Source organism: Candidatus Poriferisocius sp., from assembly GCF_965219815.1.
GTDB lineage: Bacteria > Actinomycetota > Acidimicrobiia > Acidimicrobiales > Bin134 > Poriferisocius.
On record NZ_OZ244791.1, the window covers coordinates 3,471,067 to 3,488,602 of the forward strand.

The 17,536-nt window shown below is 63.7% G+C and carries 15 protein-coding genes and 1 tRNA gene; 1 reads left to right on the top strand and 15 read right to left on the bottom strand.

The window, feature by feature from the left end; genetic code table 11:
• From ACOQPI_RS16610 to ACOQPI_RS16655, 10 genes are all read right to left on the bottom strand, one after another.
• Complete coding sequence (locus tag ACOQPI_RS16610; protein WP_420620725.1) at positions 1-810, bottom strand: SDR family NAD(P)-dependent oxidoreductase; 810 nt, start codon at positions 808-810, stop codon at positions 1-3.
• 17 nt (positions 811-827) lie between these two features.
• Positions 828-1,169: an FtsB family cell division protein gene (locus ACOQPI_RS16615; RefSeq protein WP_420620726.1), complete on the bottom strand. Its 342-nt coding sequence runs from the start codon at positions 1,167-1,169 to the stop codon at positions 828-830.
• On the bottom strand, positions 1,166-2,458 hold the full coding sequence (eno, locus tag ACOQPI_RS16620; protein WP_420620727.1) for a phosphopyruvate hydratase: 1,293 nt from the start codon (positions 2,456-2,458) through the stop codon (positions 1,166-1,168). Before eno ends, ACOQPI_RS16615 begins: the two co-directional genes overlap by 4 nt.
• A 104-nt stretch (positions 2,459-2,562) precedes the next feature.
• Entirely contained in the window at positions 2,563-3,885 is a 1,323-nt protein-coding gene (locus ACOQPI_RS16625) for a MazG nucleotide pyrophosphohydrolase domain-containing protein (RefSeq protein WP_420620728.1), read from the bottom strand.
• Between the two features lie 48 nt (positions 3,886-3,933).
• Entirely contained in the window at positions 3,934-7,446 is a 3,513-nt protein-coding gene (mfd, locus tag ACOQPI_RS16630) for a transcription-repair coupling factor (protein ID WP_420620729.1), read from the bottom strand.
• 79 nt (positions 7,447-7,525) lie between these two features.
• Positions 7,526-8,137: an aminoacyl-tRNA hydrolase gene (gene pth / locus ACOQPI_RS16635; protein ID WP_420620730.1), complete on the bottom strand. Its 612-nt coding sequence runs from the start codon at positions 8,135-8,137 to the stop codon at positions 7,526-7,528.
• Between the two features lie 20 nt (positions 8,138-8,157).
• Entirely contained in the window at positions 8,158-8,850 is a 693-nt protein-coding gene (locus ACOQPI_RS16640) for a 50S ribosomal protein L25 (RefSeq protein WP_420620731.1), read from the bottom strand.
• Positions 8,851-8,897: 47 nt separating this feature from the next.
• Complete coding sequence (locus ACOQPI_RS16645; RefSeq protein WP_420620732.1) at positions 8,898-9,878, bottom strand: ribose-phosphate diphosphokinase; 981 nt, start codon at positions 9,876-9,878, stop codon at positions 8,898-8,900.
• Positions 9,879-9,882: 4 nt separating this feature from the next.
• On the bottom strand, positions 9,883-10,848 hold the full coding sequence (locus tag ACOQPI_RS16650; protein ID WP_420620733.1) for an NTP transferase domain-containing protein: 966 nt from the start codon (positions 10,846-10,848) through the stop codon (positions 9,883-9,885).
• Between the two features lie 62 nt (positions 10,849-10,910).
• Positions 10,911-10,986: transfer RNA gene (locus tag ACOQPI_RS16655), tRNA-Gln, on the bottom strand.
• Between the two features lie 112 nt (positions 10,987-11,098).
• On the opposite strand from ACOQPI_RS16655, the gene ACOQPI_RS16660 reads away from it, so the two are divergent.
• Entirely contained in the window at positions 11,099-11,200 is a 102-nt protein-coding gene (locus ACOQPI_RS16660) for a 30S ribosomal protein bS22 (protein ID WP_419847603.1), read from the top strand.
• 53 nt (positions 11,201-11,253) lie between these two features.
• Here ACOQPI_RS16660 and ACOQPI_RS16665 read toward each other — a convergent pair whose 3' ends face one another.
• From ACOQPI_RS16665 to ACOQPI_RS16685, 5 genes are read right to left on the bottom strand one after another with little or no spacing between them, the layout of a single operon-like run.
• Entirely contained in the window at positions 11,254-11,964 is a 711-nt protein-coding gene (locus ACOQPI_RS16665; protein WP_420620734.1) for a 4-(cytidine 5'-diphospho)-2-C-methyl-D-erythritol kinase, read from the bottom strand.
• On the bottom strand, positions 11,964-12,782 hold the full coding sequence (gene rsmA / locus ACOQPI_RS16670) for a 16S rRNA (adenine(1518)-N(6)/adenine(1519)-N(6))-dimethyltransferase RsmA (RefSeq protein ID WP_420620735.1): 819 nt from the start codon (positions 12,780-12,782) through the stop codon (positions 11,964-11,966). Before rsmA ends, ACOQPI_RS16665 begins: the two co-directional genes overlap by 1 nt.
• The gene (locus ACOQPI_RS16675; protein ID WP_420620736.1) at positions 12,779-13,525 is read right to left on the bottom strand and encodes a TatD family hydrolase; all 747 of its coding nucleotides are present in this window, start codon (positions 13,523-13,525) and stop codon (positions 12,779-12,781) included. Before ACOQPI_RS16675 ends, rsmA begins: the two co-directional genes overlap by 4 nt.
• A 2-nt stretch (positions 13,526-13,527) precedes the next feature.
• Entirely contained in the window at positions 13,528-15,027 is a 1,500-nt protein-coding gene (locus ACOQPI_RS16680; RefSeq protein ID WP_420620737.1) for a class I tRNA ligase family protein, read from the bottom strand.
• A 43-nt stretch (positions 15,028-15,070) separates the two neighbouring features.
• A complete protein-coding gene (locus tag ACOQPI_RS16685; protein ID WP_420620738.1) occupies positions 15,071-17,536 on the bottom strand; it encodes a hypothetical protein in 2,466 nt (821 codons plus the stop codon).

Below are 17,536 nucleotides of genomic sequence, written 5' to 3' on the forward strand. Positions count from 1 at the left end.
TCAATCATCCAAAACGCTGAGAGAGGAGTAGGGGAACTTGGCACCAACGCCGCCGTCCACCAGCAAGGTGCGGCCGCTCACGTAGCTGGCCAGCGGCGACGACAGGAACAGCGCCGCTCCGGCGATGTCGGCGGGCAGGCCCATGCGGCCGATCGGCGCGTTGCCGCTGGAGTGGGCGCGCTGGGCATCGCTCAGCATGTCCATGATCCGGGGGGTGGCGATAGCCCCCGGGGCCACCGCATTGGCCCGAACCCCGTGGGGGCCCATCTCAACCGCCATCGACTTCACCCAGGCCATCAGCCCGGCCTTGGCTGCCCCGTAGGCGGCGTGGTTGGGGGCGCCGTCCATCCCCGAGGCGGAGGCGATGAACACCATCGACCCCTCTCCGTTGGCCACCATGTGGCTGCCAAACACCTGGCCCAGCAGATAGGCGTGGCGCAGGTTGATGGCCATCTGCCGGTCCCACATTCCGTCGTCCATGTCCACGATGAAGCCCCACTCGGCCATGCCGATGATGTCCACCAGCCCGTACACCTGGCCCAGTGCGGCCACCGAGTCTTCTAGCAGTCGCTCCACATCAGCCCGCGCCGTGGCGTCGCCCGACCACGGTGTGCCGCCCACCTCCTCGGCGATGTCCGCGGCCCGGTCGGCGTCGATATCCACGCAAACCACCCGGGCACCGCACTGCACCAGCGCATGGCTGGTTTGGCGGCCCATGCCCTGCCCCGCGCCGACCACCACGAAGCCCTTGCCGTCAAGGCGCAGCAGATCGGGATAGTGCGGAACCGGGGAGTTGTCAGAGCTGGTCATGCTCTGAAGCTATCCCGCTATCGGCTGAGGGAACTCACCAGGGCGTTCAGAGGCCACAAGTCGGGAAGCTCGACTGGCTCCGGCGGCGAGGGCAGTAGGGCGTAGGCCTCTTCGCCGGGGTACACCAGGTTGTACTCCGACCGGGCCAGACGCTCGATCTCCTCGGGGTTCGACAGCTCATCCAAACGAGACCGGAGGGCGTAGTACTCCTCGTGCAGGGCATCCAACTCCGCCCGGGCGTCATCAATGGCCGAACTCTGGTCCATGAAGGTCCGAGTGGGGAATGCGGCGTAGAACAGCGCCACCAGAAGCACCAGAACAACCACCACCGGGATCACAGAGCGGCGCAGGGCGATCACTGCCCCACCTCCGTGGCTGTGGCGAGCGCCTCGCCTCCCCGGTAGGCGGCGGCCTCGCCCAGCTCCTCCTCGATTCGCAGGAGCTGGTTGTACTTCGATACCCGGTCGCTGCGGGCCGGAGCACCGGTTTTGATCTGGCCGCAGTTGGTGGCCACGGCCAAATCGGCGATGGTGGCGTCCTCGGTCTCGCCCGAGCGGTGCGACATCACCGAGGTGTAGCCCGACGCGGTGGCCAGCTCCACCGCTTCCAGGGTGCGGGTGAGGGTGCCCACCTGGTTGACCTTCACCAGGATGGAGTTGGCCACGCCCAACTCGACACCCCGGGCCAGCCGCTCGGTGTTGGTCACGAACAAGTCGTCGCCCACCAGCTGCACCCGCCCGCCGAGCGCCTTGGTGAGCAGCGCCCAGCCATCCCAGTCGTCCTCGTCCATCCCATCCTCGATCGACACGATGGGGTAGGCGTCACACAGCTCGGCCAGATAGGCGGCCATGCCGGCGGAGTTGAGCGACCGGTTCTCCCCAGCCAAGTGGTACTCGCCGTCAGCAAAGAACTCGGTGGAGGCCACATCCAGGGCCAGGGCCATGTCGTCGCCCGGCCTCAGCCCGGCGGCCTCAATGGCGTCCACCAACACCGCCACCGCGGCCTCGTTGGAGTCCAAATCGGGGGCGAAGCCGCCCTCGTCGCCGATACCGGCCGACAGGCCCCGCTCCACCAGCAGGCGGCGCAGATTGTGGTAGGTCTCGACCCCCCAGCGCAGGGCCTCGCGGAATGAGGCCGCCCCCACCGGGACCACCATGAACTCCTGGAGGTCGATGTTGTTGGCGGCGTGGGCCCCGCCGTTGAGCACGTTCATCATGGGCACCGGCAGCACGTGGGCGTTGGCCCCGCCGATGTAGCGGAACAGCGACAGGCCGCTGTCGGCGGCCGCGGCATGAGCCGCAGCCAAAGAAACCCCCAGCACCGCGTTGGCACCCAGACGGCTGAGCCCGTCGGTGCCGTCCAGGTCGATCATCGCCAGGTCTAGATCCCGCTGGTCGGCGGCGTCGGTCCCGACCACAGCATCGGCGATCTCGCCGTTGACCGAGGCCACCGCGCTGGCCACTCCCCGGCCCAGATACCGTTCGCCTCCGTCGCGCCGCTCCACCGCCTCATAGCGGCCGGTGGACGCCCCCGAGGGAACCATGGCCCGCCCGGATATACCAGACTCCAAGGCAACCTCAACCTCAACGGTAGGGTTACCTCTTGAGTCCAAGACCTCTCGGCCGACTACCCGTGTGATCGCGCTCAAAATCCAGGTCTTTCAGGGATTCCCTCGCCCATCGCGTGTTATTGATGTGGCTGGAGTTACAAAAATAGACGATAAAGCCCGGTTTGACTAGGGATTGCCGCAAATTACAAAGAAGAAATTTCACGGGCGCGAATTTGCTCTCCAACGGCATTGGCGAAGGTTCGGAGCTCAGATTCGGCGTCCAAACCCGCGGTTTGAGCGGCCAGAACAGCGTCGTAGAGGCGGCCGGCCACCGTGGCGGTGTCCACGTCGGGCACCACTCCCACCGAGCGGGCCTTGTGGATCACCTTGTCGGCAAACAGCAGCGCGGGCAACCCCGGCGGGATGCCGTCCATCACCGATGACCGCCCCTTTTGATCCCGCTTGATGGCCTCCCAGTTAGCCAGCACCTCATCGGAGTCCTCCACCTCGACCAGACCGGAATCGGGGGTGCCAAACACATGGGGATGGCGGGACTTGAGCTTGTCGTGGATCCCCCGGGCCACGTCGGCCAGGGTGAACTGGCCGGCCTCGGCAGCCAGCACCGAGTGGAAAACGATCTGATAGAGCAGGTCGCCCAGCTCCTCCTCCAGCTCCTCGTAGCCCGACAATGTGTCGGGGTCTACCCCGTCCAGCGCTTCCAGCACCTCGTAGGTCTCCTCCAGCAGATGGCCCCGCAGCGACTGGTGGGTCTGCTCCTGGTCCCAGGGACAGCGACGGCGCAGTTCAATGGCCAGATCGGCAAACCGGGCCACTTCTCCGGCGATGGGCGCGCCGAGCTCGGGCACATAGAGCGATGTGAGATGGTCGGGGTCCACCTCATGGTCCAGATCGGCCCAGGCCACCTCGAAGACCTGTTCGTCGGGCAAACCCAGGCGCTGCAACACCACCACCGGCGGGTGGGTCCCGGCGGCGGCCGAGCGGTCGAGGGAGTCCAAGGCCGCCAGCTTGACCTCGCTCAGCACATGGGCGGCGTCGCACTGGGCCACGAGCAGCGGCCCCCGCTCCCCGGCGGCGTCCACCGCGAAGCGGCGACCGTCCACCAGCCGCACCCCAGCGGACAGTGGGTCGACACCAAGCCGGTCCCACGCCAGGTCGGCGAACGACAGGCCGGCCAGCACCTCCAGCTCCACGCCGGACTCAGCCCGCAACAGCTCCACCGTGCGCTCGGCCACCAGCGGGGAGCCGGGCACGGCGTAGAGCACGTCTTGGTGACCGTGTTCGGCCTCCGCGGCCAGTCGATCCACAATGGCCCGATACACCTCCTCGAAGGAAGATGCCCGGTCGTAGAGGTCGTCGAACGACTCGGCCGGTTCCACCGCGGCGGCTGCGGGATGGCGCCGGGTGCGGACGAAGCGGCGGCTGGTCTGGCTGATAGCGCCCAGCACCGCCCCGGTGATGAGCTCGGGTCCGGCCGGGCCAAGACCGGCAACGATCACCTTGGCCATGTTGCCCTGCCTATCACGATGTTGCCCCCAGCCACGCCGCTTTCGCGATCACGATGCCGCCGCCTCGGCCGGCTCGTCGTCGGGAACCAGATCCCGCAGGGTGGCGATGAGGGTGTCCACGGCGACAGCGGCGGAATCCAGCGGGAGTTTCAGCAGCCCAGGGGCCTCCAAGTAGTCCGCTCGCGGGTAGAGGCGCTCCAAGCGCACCCGGCGGCTAGGCCGGAGTCTCACCGGACTGATCCGGGCCAGCCACTTGGGGCCGCCAAAGCCGGGGCCCTTCGCCACCGCCACCTCCCGAACGCCGGTGCGCAGACACTCGCACCGCAGCCGGGCCACCCCCAGCAGCACCTGGGCCACCTCAGGGATCGGCCCATAGCGATCGGCCCACTCCGAGGCCACGTCGTCCACCTGGTCGGGCGTAACGCAGGCGGCCACCCGGCGGTACGCCTCCAGACGCAGCTCCTCTTTGGGCATGTAGTCGGCGGGAATGCTGGCAGCCTGCGGCAAGTCGATGTTGATCTCCACCGGCTCGGGCGGGGTCTCGCCCTTCAGCTCGGCCACCGCCTCGGTGACCAGCTGGCAGTACAGGTCGTAGCCCACTGCGGCGATGTGGCCCGACTGGCCGGTGCCCAGCATGTTGCCCGCGCCCCTGATCTCCAAGTCTCTCATGGCGATCTTGAACCCCGATCCCAGCTCGGTGGCCTCGCCAATGGTCTTGAGCCGCTCGTAGGCCTCCTCGGTGAGCACCCGCCCCTCGGGGGTGAACAGGTAGGCGTAGGCCCGAGTCCCGGCCCGCCCCACCCGGCCCCGAAGCTGGTGGAGCTGGCCTAGTCCCAGCAAGTCGGCCCGGTCAACCACCAGGGTGTTCACGGTGGGCATGTCGATGCCCGACTCGATGATGGTGGTACATACCAGCACGTCGTAGGCGTGCTCCCAGAAGTCGATCACCACCTGTTCCAGGGTGCCCTCGTCCATCTGGCCGTGGGCCACCGCGATGCGGGCCTCGGGCACCAGATCTCTCAGATCAGCGGCCACGTGGTCGATGCTGGCCACCCGGTTGTGTACGAAGAACACTTGGCCGTCGCGCAGCAGCTCCCGGCGGATGGCCTCGGCCACCGGGCGCTCGTCGTAGGCCCCCACATAGGTCAAGATGGGCTGGCGGTCGGCGGGGGGTGTGTGCAAAAGCGTGAGGTCGCGGATGCCGGTCAGGCTCATCTCCAAGGTGCGGGGGATGGGCGTGGCGGTAAGGGTGATCACGTCGACGTCGGCCTTGATCGACTTGATGGCCTCTTTGTGGGTGACCCCAAAGCGCTGCTCCTCGTCCACCACCAACAGCCCCAGGTTCCGAAACGACACGTCGTCGGACAGCAGGCGGTGGGTGCCGATCACCACGTCCACCGACCCGTCGGCCAACCCCGACACCACCTTGCGGGCCTGACCGGGCGACAAGAACCGGCTCAGCACCTCCACCCGGATGGGATAGCCGGCGAACCGCTCGCTGAAGGTCTGGTAGTGCTGTTGGGCCAAAAGGGTGGTGGGCACCAGCACGGCAGCCTGTGATCCGTCTTGAACGGCCTTGAACACCGCCCGTATGGCCACCTCGGTCTTGCCGAAACCCACATCGCCGCAGATCAGCCGGTCCATGGGCAGGGGCTGCTCCATATCGGCCTTGACGTCGGTGATGGCCTTGTGCTGATCGGGGGTGAGCTGGTAGCCGAAGGCCGACTCCATCTCGGTCTGCCACGGCGTGTCGGCGGAGAACGCCCGACCGGGGGTGGTAACGCGGCGCTGGTACAGCACCACCAGCTCCTTGGCGATCTCGCTGACCGCGGAGCGCACCCCGCTCTTGGTCCGCTGCCAGTCGGCACCCCCCATCTTGCTGAGGGTGGGGGTCTCGCCCCCGGAATAGCGGCGCACGGCGTCCACCTGATCGGTGGGCACGTACAGCTTGTCGCCACCTCGATACTCCACCAACAGGTAGTCGCGGGTGACCCCGGCAATGGTCCGGGTAACCATGCCGCCATAGCGGCCCACGCCGTGATGGCGGTGGACGACATGGTCGCCCGCCGCCAAATCGTCCATCTCCTGGGCCAACGACGGTCGGGGGCGGCTGCGCCGGTGGGCCCGACGGCGGCCGGTGAGGTCGGCCTCACCCAGCACGGCCAGGCGGGAGTCGGGCAGCACAAACCCCCGTTGGAGGGGGGCAACCACCACACAGCTACCCGAATCGGAAGCGTCTCTGACGCCAGCGCTAGCCCCCGGATCGGAAGCGTCGCCGAATCCTGCACCCTCGCCAATTCGAACTGGGAGGTCCACCCCGTGCTCGCGCAGCACGGCGGCGGAACGGTTGGCCGACCCTTCTCCATCGGCCGCCACCCGCACTCGGTACCCCTCGCCCAGCAGCCGGGATACCTGCTCCACCGGAGCCGACGGATCACCAATGGCCGAGGCCCAGCCCCCCACCGACACCACCGGGGTAGTCGGCCCGGGCGGTACTGCGGTCATGGTCCACACCGGCGACGAGCAGGCGACCAGCAACCGGTCGTAGTCCACGTGCAGGCGGGGGAACTCTTCGCCGGTCGCTCCCCAGGTCTGGGCCAGCGCACCGGCCAAGTCGGCCTCCTCGGCGGCGATGTCAGACGCCCGGTCCCGGAGCCGCCCCGGTTCCAGCAGCACCATCAAGGCATCGGAGCCGAGGCGGTCGGTGATGATCTCGTCGGTGTCGATGAGCCACGGCAGCCACGATTCCATCCCGTCGAAGAACTGGCCTTCAGACAGGCGCTCCCACTGCTCCCGACCCCAGGGGCGGGAGGCCACCAGCCTCTCGGCCGCGGCCCGAACCGCCGGCACTGGCCGCACCTCCCGAGCAGGAAATATCTCAACTTGCTCCCGCGATTGGGTGGAACGCTGATCGGCCACCGAGAACTCGGTGAGGCGGTCCACCTCATCGCCCCACAGATCGATGCGGATTGGGCTGTCGGCGGTAGACGGGAACACATCCACGATGGAACCCCGCACCGCGAACACGCCCCGGTGCTCCACCTGCACGTCGCGCCGGTAGCCCCGGGCGGCCAGGTCAGCGGCCAACTGGCCCAAATCAACCCGATCGCCCGACGCCACCCTCACTGGCTCGGCATCGTCGGAATCAAACACCAATCGCTGAAGCAGGGCACGAACCGGGGCCACCAAAACCGCCGGGCACTGCTGAGGGTGGTGGAGCTGCCAGATGGCCTGGCAACGCCGGCCCATCGTCTCTACTCCAGGGCTGATCCGCTCGAACGGCAAGGTCTCCCACGCCGGGAACAGGGCGACACTGCCGTTGAGCATCGTCGACAGGTCGCCGGCCAAGCGCTCGGCGTCGGAAGTGGTGGGCGTGGCCACCACCACTGGTCGGCGGCCGTTCAACTCGGCAATAGCGGCCAGCACCGCAGCCTGGCCCGACTCGGCCACGGCCAGCGAGGCGACGCGTCTTCCAAGCACGTCGATCACCGCGGGGTCGGCAGCCAGCATCCGCCCAAGGCCAGCCAAACCCGGCCCCACAGCAGCAACCGCGGTGGCCATTAGTTGAGCCTGTCCGTCATCGGCCAAACCTGCTCACCATCAATTGAGCCTGTCCGTCATCGGCCAAACCTGCTCACCATCAGTTGAACCTGTTCATCACGATCTCAACCGGATGGTCGAGCAGGGCCAATGCGGCCTCAGCAGCCCGCTCTACCGCATCGTCCAACAGGTCGCGATCGGCCCGGCCCGGCCGCTTCAGCACATAGTCGGCGCCGGCTTGGGGATTGGGGGGCTTGCCCACTCCGACGCGAATCCGGGTGAAGTCGGCGGTGCGAAGGTGGCCCTTGATGGACGACAGGCCATAGTGGCCGGCCAACCCCCCGCCGTGTTTCACCTTGACTCGCCCTGGGGGCAGATCAAGCTCGTCGTGGATCACCACCAGGCGCTCCAGATGCTCGGCGATGCTCCAACGCCGCACCAGCGCCCGCACTGCCTCGCCCGATTTATTCATGAAGGTCTGAGGAAAGGCCAGCACCACCCGGCGACCATCAACCCGGGCCTCAGCCACTAGCGCCGCTTCCCGGCTCTTGCGCAGCGTCTGGCCGTAGCGCTCGGCCAGCAGCTCCACCGCCTCGGCACCCACGTTATGGCGGGAACCGACGAACTTGTCCCCGGGGTTGCCCAACCCCACGATCACAAGATCGGCCGGGGTGTCGGTGTGCTTCTTGCGGGATCGCCAGCGGGAAGGCACGGCGACAGGCGCCGATCAGCTCAGCTCTCGGCGTCTTCGGAGGTGGCGGCGTCGGCCTGCTCGGCGTCTTCGTCGGTGTCCTCGCGGACAATCGGCTGGCCGTCTTCGTCCAGCTCCACCTCGAGCTCTTCATCGACCTCGGGCGCTTCGACCTCCATGACCCGTATCGAAGTGCTGGCCACCAACTCGTCGGGGTCGCCCGCCAATTCCACCCCTTCGGGCAGTTCGAGGTCGCCGGCCCTCACCGAGTCGCCCATCACCATTTCGCTGATGTCAATGGTCAGCTCGTTGGGAATGGCCTCCGGCTTGGCCAGCACCCGGATGGTGAAGGCGGCCTGGTCCACCACACCGTCTTCGTTGGTCACCGCGGTGGCGTCACCCTCGAGCACCATCCGAACCTCCACCTCCACGGCAACGTCGGCATCCACCCGGATGAAGTCCACGTGGATGACCTCGTTGCGAATGGGATGGTGCTGCAAGTCTTTGACCAGGCCGAGCTGGCGGTCGCCGTCCACCTCCAAAGTGAGCAGGGCGTTGAGACCGGCATCGGTGGTCAGGGCCGACCGCAGCTCCCTGGCATCCACCGCCACAGAAACCGACTCCCCTCCCAGCCCGTACACCACACCGGGCACCCGCCCGGTCCGGCGCAGGCGACGCGACGGCCGGGTTCCCAGCTCTCGCGAGGTGTCGGTCTTCAAGATCAGCTCAGCCATAGCGCAGCTAGAAATGTTATCGGGCCAAAACCCAAAACCTCTAACGGCTAGGAGAGGTTCTTGCCGCCGAAGATTTCGGAGACGGAGGTGTCTTCGAATACGGCGTCGATGGCGTCGGCGATGATACGGGCCACCGAGAGCACTTCGATCTTGTCGATCTGCTTGTCGGGAGACAGCGGCAGGGTGTTGGTGATCACCACCTTGGAGATCACCGAGTTCTTGAGCCGGTCGACGGCCGGGCCGGAGAACACGCCATGGGTGGTTGCGGCGACGATGGTGGCTGCTCCCCGGGCCGCCAAGGCGTCGGCCGCGGCCACGATGGTGCCACCGGTGTCGATCATGTCGTCGATGAGCACGCAGGTGCGGCCCTCCACGTCGCCCACCACCTCGATGACTTCCACCGCGTGCTTGACATCCATGGCCCGGCGCTTGTGGACGATGGCCAGGTCGGCATCCAGCTCGTTGGTGTAGCGCTCGGCCACCTTCACCCGGCCGGCGTCGGGCGACACGATCACCAGATCGCCGTTGAAGTCCTTGAGATAGTCCACCAGCACCGGCATGGCGGTGAGGTGGTCCCAGGGGCCGTCGAAGAATCCCTGGATCTGGCCGGAGTGGAGATCGACGCTCAGCATGCGGTTGGCCCCGGCGGTGCGGAAGGAGTTGGCCATCAGCTTGGCGGTGATGGGCTCGCGGCCCGCAGCTTTGCGGTCTTGGCGACCGTACCCGTAGAAGGGGCACACCGCGGTGATCCGCTTGGCCGATGCTCGCCGGGCGGCGTCCACCATGATGAGATGCTCCATAACCGCGTCGTTGATGGAGGCGTCGCCGTGGGCGGTGTGGCTCTGGACGATGAACACGTCGGTGCCCCTCACCGATTCCTCAAACCGGCAGTGGATCTCGCCGTTGGCGAAGTCGGCGATATTGGGCTCCACCAGCTCTTCATCAAGCGCCTCGGCAATCTCGGCGGCCAGATCGTGATTGGCCCGTCCCGAGATGATGGCCAGCTTCTTTTTGGTAACCAGTTCCATCGTTTCAGTCTCCTTGCGTCGAAGCAGGCGGGATCTGGGCGCCGGGCTCCAGTGTGATGTAGGACCCCACATGGGCGTCGGCACCGATCTCGGCATCGGTGGCCGACACCGCCTCCAGCACCGCTCGAGGACCGACCACGCAGTCCACCAAGTGGGTGTGGGGGCCGATCACCGCACCCTCGCCGATCACTGTCTGGCCTCTGAGCACGACACCGGGGTGAATGACCACATCGGGGGCCAGTTTCACACTGACGTCGATGTAGGCACTGTGAAGCGCCATGATGCGCACCCCGGCCACCATCCAGTTGCGATTGATGCGCTGGCGCATCTCCGCCTCGGCGAAAGCGAGCTGCTCCCGATCGTCCACCCCCTGCGCCTCAGCCTCGGCAATGGCGAACGACCCTGCGTCATGTCCGGCAGAGGTGAGCACGGCGACCGCATCAGCAAGGCTGTATTCGCGGCCCGAGTCGCTGGCCGCCAGTCGGCGCAGGGCCGGAGACAGCAGGCCGCGGCGGAAGCAGAAGACCTCAGCGTTCTCCTCGGCCGCAGTAGCCACGGTGGCCGCCGTCCCTGAGAGCCGATGCTGGGCGGCCAGGCCCCGCAGTGTCTGTCCCTGGATGAGCGGCATGTCGGCCGATACCACCAGCACGTCTTCATCATCAACATCGCTGTCCAGAGCCGAAAGGCCCAGTGCGGCGGCATCAGCCGTGCCCCTCTGCACCGGTTGCTCGACAAAGTCGATGCGCAGATCGAAAGCCTCTTCGGTGACGTGCTTGGCCACTTCTTCCGCGCCAAATCCCACCACAACAGTGATTTGGCGGGGATTGACCGCAGCCACCGCGTCTATCACGTGCAGCAGCATGGCCCGACCGCAAACGTCATGCAGAGGCTTGGGCCGCCCCGATCTCATGCGAGCGCCCCGGCCCGCGGCCATCACCACCGCAGACAGGGGCAGAAAATCAGTCGTCATGGGTTCAGCGGGCCAACCCGCTCTGCACCTTCACGGGTGTATTTCTAGCGCGATTACTCGTGTGGCTGGCGAGGCAGGACTCGAACCTGCAACCTCCTGGTCCAAAGCCAGGCGTTCTGCCACTTGAACTACTCGCCAAAGAGCCCTTTGCTTGGCAGTCATCAGGCACCATTTGCAGGCTACTTCATTGCCGCTGGATGAACGCTCGGGTTATTGCTGGTGATGCTGGCCGGACTAGCGTGGGCGCACCATGGGATCGTTGATCAAAAAGCGCCGCAAGCGGATGCGCAAGAAGAAGCACAAGAAGATGCTGAAGCGCACTCGCTTCCAGCGGCGGGCCCGCGGAAAGTAGCCCTTGCGCACTCGCTTCCAGCGGCGGGCCCGCGGAAAGTAGTTCCCCCTTCTTCAAGCCCGTTGAGATGAGGCGGGCATGGTGCCAACCACGATGCGGTCGTCGCCGGGGTAGGCGCCTTCCACAAACCAACTCGAGCCGCTGCCTGCCAGCCGCGCCGTCTGACCGGTGGCCTGCTCCAGCGCTCGGCGGTACTGATCGAGACGGGGCTCCACCTCCAGAGCCGCAGGCTCCAGGTCGTTTCCGTTCGACCCCTTCGGGCCGCCCATCTCGTCCCAGCGGCGGTACACCGCCGGAGTGGAGCAGCCGAACGGCGGTATGAGCAGGGTGAGCGTTCGGGGGACGTGCTCCAGCGGCTCAATGAGCTCGCCAATTCCCTGGACCCGAGCCCGCCCGCCGACCAGGCAAAAGGGGACGTCGGCACCCAGTTGGGCCGCTCCTTGGGTGTCGGCGTAGCCCGCCCAGCGCAAGATGGCGGCAGCGTCAGCCGACCCTCCCCCCAACCCGGCCCCCGGCGGAATCCGCTTGGCCACTGTGACCCGCGCGGTTCTCCCCACCAGAGCCAGCGCCTGAGTGATGAGATTGTCGTCGGGGTCAACCTCGCCCGTACCCTCGACCACCACCCCGTGACCCGACTCGATCTTCAGCGTGTCGGCCAGATCAAGTGACACCATCTCCGCATCGATCAAGTGATACCCGTCGGCTCGCACGCCGGTGATGCTGAGCGACAGCGTGAGCTTGGCCGGAGCCGAGACCGTGGTCATCAAGACGAGGCTATGGCAGCAAGCTCGGCCCAGTCGGCGAGGGTGAGCTGCTCGGGGCGGGAGGTGGGGGGGATGGCCGCTTGGGCGAATTGGTCGGAGGTGACGTGGGCGGCCAGAGAGCGGCGCAGCATTTTGCGGCGCTGGGCGAAGGCGGTGCGGATGAGGAAGAACAGCCGGTCAGGGTCGGCTTCAACGGCCGGCGCCGGCAACCGCACCAGCCGGACCACCGCCGACGACACCCGGGGCCGGGGGTAGAACACCGTGGCGGGCACCGAGCGGACGATGCGAGCCTCGCACCAGTAGGCCACCTTGAGGGTGGGAATCCCGTAAGCCTTGGTGCCCACCGGGGCCACCAGCCGCTCAGCCACCTCCCGCTGCACCATGAAGGTGAAGGTCTTGATGCGGGACTCGTTGTCGAGCAGGTCCAACAGCAGGGGAACGGCGATGTTGTAGGGCAGGTTGGCCACCAGGGCCCACCGCTGGTCGGCGGCCCCGAGCTTGGATCGCCATTCGGGAGTGGTGGCGTCGGCGTGAACGATCTCCACGTTGGGAGCGTCGGCCACCTCGGCCAACGGCGCCAGCATGTGGCGGTCGGCCTCAACGGCCAGTACCTGATTCACTTCGGCGGCCAGCGCTCGAGTGAGCGACCCCAATCCGGGGCCGATCTCCACCACCGAATCCTCGGGACACAGCTCTGCGGCCCGGACCATGGCGGCGATGGTGTTGGGATCGACCACGAAGTTTTGACCCATTGCCCGGCTCGGCGCCAGACCGTGGCGGTCGAGCAGCTCCAGCACCTGGCTGCGGGTGAGGGTCACGGGCCGAGTCGGTAGAAACCGGCCGCGTTGTCCCAGGTGTGCTCGGCCACCACCTCGGGAGGAACACCGTGGACTCGGGCCAACGCCTCCCCCACCAAGGGCAGGTTGGCGGGAACATTGGGCTTTCCTCGCCGTGGAACCGGGGCCAGATACGGCGAGTCGGTCTCCACCAGCAACCGGTCGAAGGGGCACAGCCCAGCCGCCTCACGCACGTCGTCGGCGGAGGGGAAGCTCACGATTCCGCTGAATGAGAGATATGCCCCGCGGTCCAGTGCCGCCCGGGCCTCACCGGGACCGCCGGTGAAGCAATGGAACACGGTGCCCTCGGGCACCCCGCACTCGTCCAGAATGGCGAAGGTGTCGTCCCACGCCTCCCGGGTGTGGATCACCAGGGGCATTCGGTGCCGATGGGCCATCTCGATCTGGGCTGCGAACACCGTCTGCTGGTCGTCGGGAGGCGAATGGTTGTAGTGGTAGTCGAGCCCGCATTCCCCCACCGCCACCACTCGATCGGACCCCAGCAACGCCTCAATGCCGCCGATGCCACGACGGGCCTCGTGGGGGTGAACCCCCACCGTGGCCCACACCCGGTCGCTGGCCGCGGCCTTGGAAATCGCGGCGATCGAGGTGGCCGCATCGGTGCCTATGTCGATCATGCGCTCCACTCCGGCCGCCGATGCCTGGTCGACTACTTCGGTCAGCGAGTCCGACTCCAGGTGGCAGTGGTTGTCGATCCAGCGCACCGCTAATCACGCAAGCGGGGGAACAGTGGATCGCCCTCGGCCACCGGCAGACCACCGGGATACTGCCCCCACACTGCGGCCGCGGGTAACCGCTGGTCGAGCGGCGACCCATCCAGGCCCAGACGGGTCCAGGCAGCCTCACAAGAGGTGGGAATGGCCGGGCTGGCCAGCACGCACACGATGCGCAGAGCCTCCAAGGCGTTGCCCAGCACCGTGTTCACCATTCCGCCGGGCTCCATCTTCCACGGCTCGGTGGCCTGGAGGTATTCGTTGGTGTCGCGGATGAGGCGCCAGGTGGCCTCCAAGGCCACCGAGGGCTGGAACCGGTCCCAGGCCGCGGCGGCATCGGCGTACACCTGGGCGGCCACATCGGCCAGCGGATGGTCGGGGTCGGGCGCCGGGCCGATTCCGCCGCACTTGCTGTGAACCAACGTGGAAGAGCGCTGCAACAGGTTGCCGAAGTTGTTGGCCAGATCGGTGTTGTAGCGATGCTGGAGAGCCTCATGGCTGACCTCGCTGTCGGGTCCGAACGGCGTGTCACGGAGAAGGGAGTAACGAAAGCCGTCCACGCCGAAGTCGGCGATGAGGTCGGTGGGCGAGATCTGGTTGAAGGCCGACTTGGACATCTTCTCTCCGCCCACCAGCAGCCAGCCGTGGACGTGGTAGCGGGGCAGATCGGTCACGCCGGCGGCCAACAGCATGGCGGGCCAGTAAACGCAGTGGAAGCGGATGATGTCTTTGCCCAGCAGGTGGCGCACCGACGGCCACCACGCCGCGAACTGCTCGTCGTCAGCCCCGTAGCCCGCGGCGGTGGCATAGTTGGTGAGCGCGTCATACCACACGTAAAACACGTGGCCCTCGGCCCAGGGAACCGGGATGCCCCAGTCGATGGAGGTGCGGGTTATGGAAATGTCCCGCAGGCCGCCGCGGATGATGCCCAAAGCCTCGTTGCGATAGCCCTCGGGGGTGATGTTGGCGGGGTTCGACTCGAACCACTCCAACAGCGGCGCCTCGAATTCGGAGAGCTTGAAGAAATAATTTTCCTCGTTCATCCGCTCCACCCGGCCCGACTCGATGTCCTCTTCGGTCACGTCTTCTTCTGACACATAAGCCTCGTCAGACACCGAGTACCAGCCGTCGTAGACCGCCGAGTAGATGTAGCCGTTGTCGTAGGCCCGCTGCATGAGCGTCTGCACCGCCTGGTGGTGGCGGGGCTCGGTGGTGCGGATGAACTCGTCGTTGGCCACCCCGAGTTCGGCCCACGCTTCCCGAAAGCGCCGGCTGGTGCCATCAGCCTGGTCCAGCGGAGACAGGCCGTTGGCCTCGGCGGCCCGCTGCACCTTCAGGCCGTGCTCGTCGGTGCCGGTCAGGTAGAAGACGTCCTCGCCCAGGAGCCGGTGCCAGCGGGTAACGGCGTCACCGTTGAGCACGGTGTAGGCGTGGCCGATGTGGGGGGCATCGTTGACGTAGAAAATCGGAGTCGTCAAGAAATAGCGCGACACCGCCCCACCCTACCTACCTCGACACCCCGAGCCTGTACTGACTTCACCCCACAGGCTCGCTGGCCCCGCCTATCCACGCCAGATGGTAATACCCTATATCCATATCAGCCTCATCTTCGTAAGGGGTAATCTGGAGCAGGCGTACAGCGTTCGGGGACCAGTGGTTCGGGGCCGGAATTCTATCTACCGTTACATATGGTTTATCCATGTTTGAGTGTCCATATACTGGTGTAAAGGGTTTCAATTCCACGACTTCAACAATTCTCATTTCGCTGTCTAAGAGTGCACTAAATGCGCGCAATCCTTCAATGAATTGATTCGTAATCACTTTAGCCAATTCGGGATGCGAATCTGGGGGTTCTAATCGAGCGTACATGTCATGAAATCCGAACAATTCTAGCCCTTCGACATCTTCCATCGTCAGCACACCATCATACAATTCAAGAAATTCCTCTTTGGTATACCGACTGCGGCGTCCGCCATAGTGAATCGCTCTTTGGTCCAAAAAATAATCAGCTTCAACTTCATAATATTCAGAGTCGTAGGGCCTATAGTTGTACAAGTCCATAAACCGTTCTCCATACACTCTTCCGCCTGCATAGGACTTCACTAGGAATGAGCGGGTAGGATCTGGCTGATCAGATAGTGCAGCTGAAACCTCAAACTGTATCTCTTCGAAACTGAGATCGGACTCAAAATGTTTGATTTCAAAAGGAGCGCTCTCGCTCGGTTGCATAGACAAAGGCCAGTGCCACATGCCGAGTAACATGCCTGTTTCCTTGTGAATAGCCTCAACCCTCACATCACGTGCGTAGCTTCTTTCTGAACCATTGAAAAGTAAACCACGGATTGTGTGGTTGACAACAGTGACAGAATTGTCGTCTACATATACTTCGTCGGGAACGATATCATCAGGTCCCATGGTAGACAAAATGCCATAATTCCCAAGATTGTCAATATATTGATGCGCCATTTGCCCTATTAAATTGAAATCACCTGAAAACAAAGCTCCACTGGAAAAACAGGATACGCCGTTGGACCGAGGTAAAGTTGTCGAAGGATCTCCAATTGATGAAATCTCCCTATGGCTAACGCCTCCTATCCACAGGAAATTTTGCTCAAAGAGTGATACGGCAAAACTTGATAGAGTCCCTCCTCCTGAATTGCGGTGTGGAAAATTGCTGTGATTGTAGTATGGGTCTAACAATTGTATATATGTATCTTCGCCGGGCGATAGATCATAGTTAATGAAGTCGCTTTTTGCAATAAACTGTCGGTCGATTAACAGGCCATGAGAATCCTCTTGTTCCACGACTAGATGGGGGATGAGTTCCCAGACATCAACAATCTTATTACCGGATTTGTACGCCTGATATACTCTAACATCCGATACAAGATCATGAGTATCTTCCTCATATACCTCAGGATATAGCCAAGAAGGGGTATAATAGATGTCTGTAAATTGATACAAATTAAACTCTGATACTATAGGCTCGATGTCTTTACCTATGACCAGCCTTTCAGGGAACACGAGATCGAATGAATGTCGTGTTATTGGGGAATATTCACGGCCATACCGGTACCAGTCCTTCGACTCCTCTAACTCTAGAGCTCTTTCGTCATACACTAGAAATTTATGGTATGGATTTTGATATAGGACTATGTGTTCGGTCCCGTCTGAGTTAACGGAAAATGCTCGTCCTATGTCTGGTGTCAAAGACAGCTCTGCAGTAATATCAAAACTCGTGTTCCCAAACACTTTCCAATTCTCTGCATTGAGCAGATACTGCATAGAGCCAGCTGGATTTTCGTGGCTATAGACATGTGGAAACCAACTAATTTCCACTTCAAATGGGGCAGTCTCACCAGGCATAATGGTTAGAGGCCAATGCCACTCCACACTATTTTCACTGTCCAGTGCTGCAACAGTTATGGTCACATCTCTCGCGTATAGATCGTTTGAATGGTTGTGAATTTCTCCGCGCATTACACAGTCATTAAGAGTGATCGAGTCCAGCACAAGTTTCACTGCTTTGTCTTGTGTCCTGTCATCCAGCATTATTGCTCCTATTTCCCAGTCAACATCCGGAGTCTCTTGAGCTGAATGATATGTTCCACTGGTATCTGGCTCTATTGCACTGGCTATACTCTCATCTGTTTCTTGTTCTATCTCTCCTAGTAATGGACCCCTATGCATCTCAACAGCACTCACCACACCCCGTCCATCTTCAGCTACCACAGAGCCGGCTACTGGCTCACTATCCTCGCTCTCTGAAACAAAAACAGAATCATCTTCATCAGTGGATACATCAGAACTGAAGGAGGTGTCCCCGTCTGAATGTTTAGCCTTTCGAGAGTCTTCAGCAGAAGTATCGACTGCATCTCTTTCGCTAACCTTGGATTTATCTCCTTCTCCACAGCTGATTATGGTAAATGCTACCAACAGGAGCCCGCACAATACATACAAAGCCCTTTTAGGCAATCTATCTGTTGGCCTCAAAGACACCAT